Annotated in this window: 4 protein-coding genes; 2 read left to right on the top strand and 2 right to left on the bottom strand. The window is 32.0% G+C overall.

The annotated features are described in order from the left end of the window. Nucleotides 1–204 precede the first annotated feature (204 nt). Nucleotides 205–393 (top strand): hypothetical protein, encoded by a 189-nt coding sequence (locus tag WBG30_RS14530; protein WP_424505370.1) that lies wholly within the window; start codon nucleotides 205–207, stop codon nucleotides 391–393. A 25-nt stretch (nucleotides 394–418) separates the two neighbouring features. Here the strand turns inward: WBG30_RS14530 and WBG30_RS14525 are convergent, their stop codons facing one another. Continuing rightward, nucleotides 419–1,105 (bottom strand): hypothetical protein, encoded by a 687-nt coding sequence (locus WBG30_RS14525; RefSeq protein WP_424505369.1) that lies wholly within the window; start codon nucleotides 1,103–1,105, stop codon nucleotides 419–421. An 86-nt stretch (nucleotides 1,106–1,191) separates the two neighbouring features. Between WBG30_RS14525 and WBG30_RS14520 the strand changes: the two genes are divergently transcribed. Next, the gene (locus tag WBG30_RS14520) at nucleotides 1,192–1,383 is read left to right on the top strand and encodes a hypothetical protein (RefSeq protein ID WP_424505368.1); all 192 of its coding nucleotides are present in this window, start codon (nucleotides 1,192–1,194) and stop codon (nucleotides 1,381–1,383) included. Between the two features lie 40 nt (nucleotides 1,384–1,423). Here WBG30_RS14520 and WBG30_RS14515 read toward each other — a convergent pair. Continuing rightward, a partial coding sequence (locus tag WBG30_RS14515; RefSeq protein WP_424505367.1) for a DNA methyltransferase occupies nucleotides 1,424–1,660 on the bottom strand: 237 nt, incomplete at its 5' end.

Below are 1,660 nucleotides of genomic sequence, written 5' to 3'. Positions count from 1 at the left end.
TTAAAATTAATTGCCCCATATGACCTCCTAAAATTTTGGAACTCCCAGATGAAAAATTTTGTCACGAAAAAACGCTCGGGCTCCTCCCCACCGCAAAGCTAAATAAAGCTCTCACAGTACCTTTTTTTTAATTGACTTTCTTTTTTTATATGTTATGCTTAGAGTAATTACTGTTATTTTTTTAATCATGGGGAGGGAATCATTATGACTTATCTTATTGACGATACTACTCACATTATTCACACATCAATTTGTCCACATATATTATTAACTAATATGATTATGTTAGGGATATATATGGACTATGAAGAAGCACTAGCAAATGCTAAAGACCAAGGCTATTTAGAGGCTATTTGTTGTTCTTATTGCTGTTCTAGTGCACATATAGAATAAATGATTGGGCTATTTAGCCCTTTTTTTATTCATCTTCTTCATCTATTCTAACTACTTCTTTTCCTATTGCTGTTGTATCACTATGTTTCTTTTCTGTTGCATAACTATATCCAAGGATGTTGTTGATCTCCCTTATAGCACTGATCTCTGTATCTAGAGATTTCTTATTCTTTACAACCTTCTTTGTCTTCCTTCCATCTGGTGTGCTCTCCTCCACATACTCTGTCTCAGTTACACCTTCCTTGGCTCTTCTCTTTATATCTCTCAAATCATTAATCTGTGCGTATGCTCCTAATTTTGTATCTGTAATGAGTTCTTTTCTTAATTCATCTATTGTTTGAGTTAGGTTTCTAGATCGTTCTACATCATAGGTCTTAGTTTTATCTGAATATCCGGCTATCCTCTTCGCTTCTTCTGTTCCATTTCCTTCCAACCTAGCTTTGACATATTTTGTTTGCTTTTCTGTCAACCCATCAAAGGTGCATTTAATTGCATTTTTTTCTTCTACTATCTCAGCTATGTATTCTCTATAATGAACTTCATGTCTATATATCCATGCAGTGATTGTATTTACTGGTAACTTTATTCTTCTTGCAATCTCTTCATATCTTGATTTCTTAGTCTTTCCAAACTTGTTTGCAGTAAGCTGTACATACAGTTCCAGTGCTGCTAATTGATTCTTCGTTAATTTTTCTATCTTCTTTCTCACCATAATTACTCCTAATAAATTTCATATTTTCCTAATTGAATTCTATAATTCCCGTGGTATAATTTTTAAAAAAAAAGGAGGTGGTTTAAGTGGAATTCAACATTTACATTGATTTTTATATCGATACTAAAACCAATGAAATTCATCAATTTGGATGTAATCATATCTCGGATGAAAATAACACTTATTTAGGGATTTATAAAAATAAAGAAGTAGCATTAATGCATGCTAAGTTTAAAGGATTTATAAATACTTCTATTTGTAATTCTTGCAATATATAATTTTAGAATAATGATTGGGGCTACTTAGTAGCCCTTTTTATTACTCCTGAAAGTTTTCTTTAACTTCATCCCAAGAATACTCTTGACCATCTCTAATGAGTTTTACATCTTCTTTAGCCATTGCATATCTCTTCACTTCTACATCTACATACTTTGGATCAAATTCCATTAGATATGCTGTTCTATCTATCTGATCACAACTCATAAGAGTACTTCCACTTCCTCCAAACCAATCTACAACTAGATCTCCTGGCTTAGTATTGTTTAAAATTAATCT

Origin of the sequence: Psychrilyobacter sp., from assembly GCF_049671765.1 — a bacterium.
Lineage (GTDB): Bacteria > Fusobacteriota > Fusobacteriia > Fusobacteriales > Fusobacteriaceae > Psychrilyobacter.
Note: the sequence above shows the minus strand (reverse complement) of the source record. Positions and strands in the feature narration are given on the sequence as shown.

Bases quoted from the DNA above. Each gene is read 5' to 3' on its own strand.
- WBG30_RS14530 (WP_424505370.1), top strand. From the start codon at position 205: ATGACTTATCTTATTGACGATACTACTCACATTATTCACACATCAATT.
- WBG30_RS14525 (WP_424505369.1), bottom strand. From the start codon at position 1,105: ATGGTGAGAAAGAAGATAGAAAAATTAACGAAGAATCAATTAGCAGCA.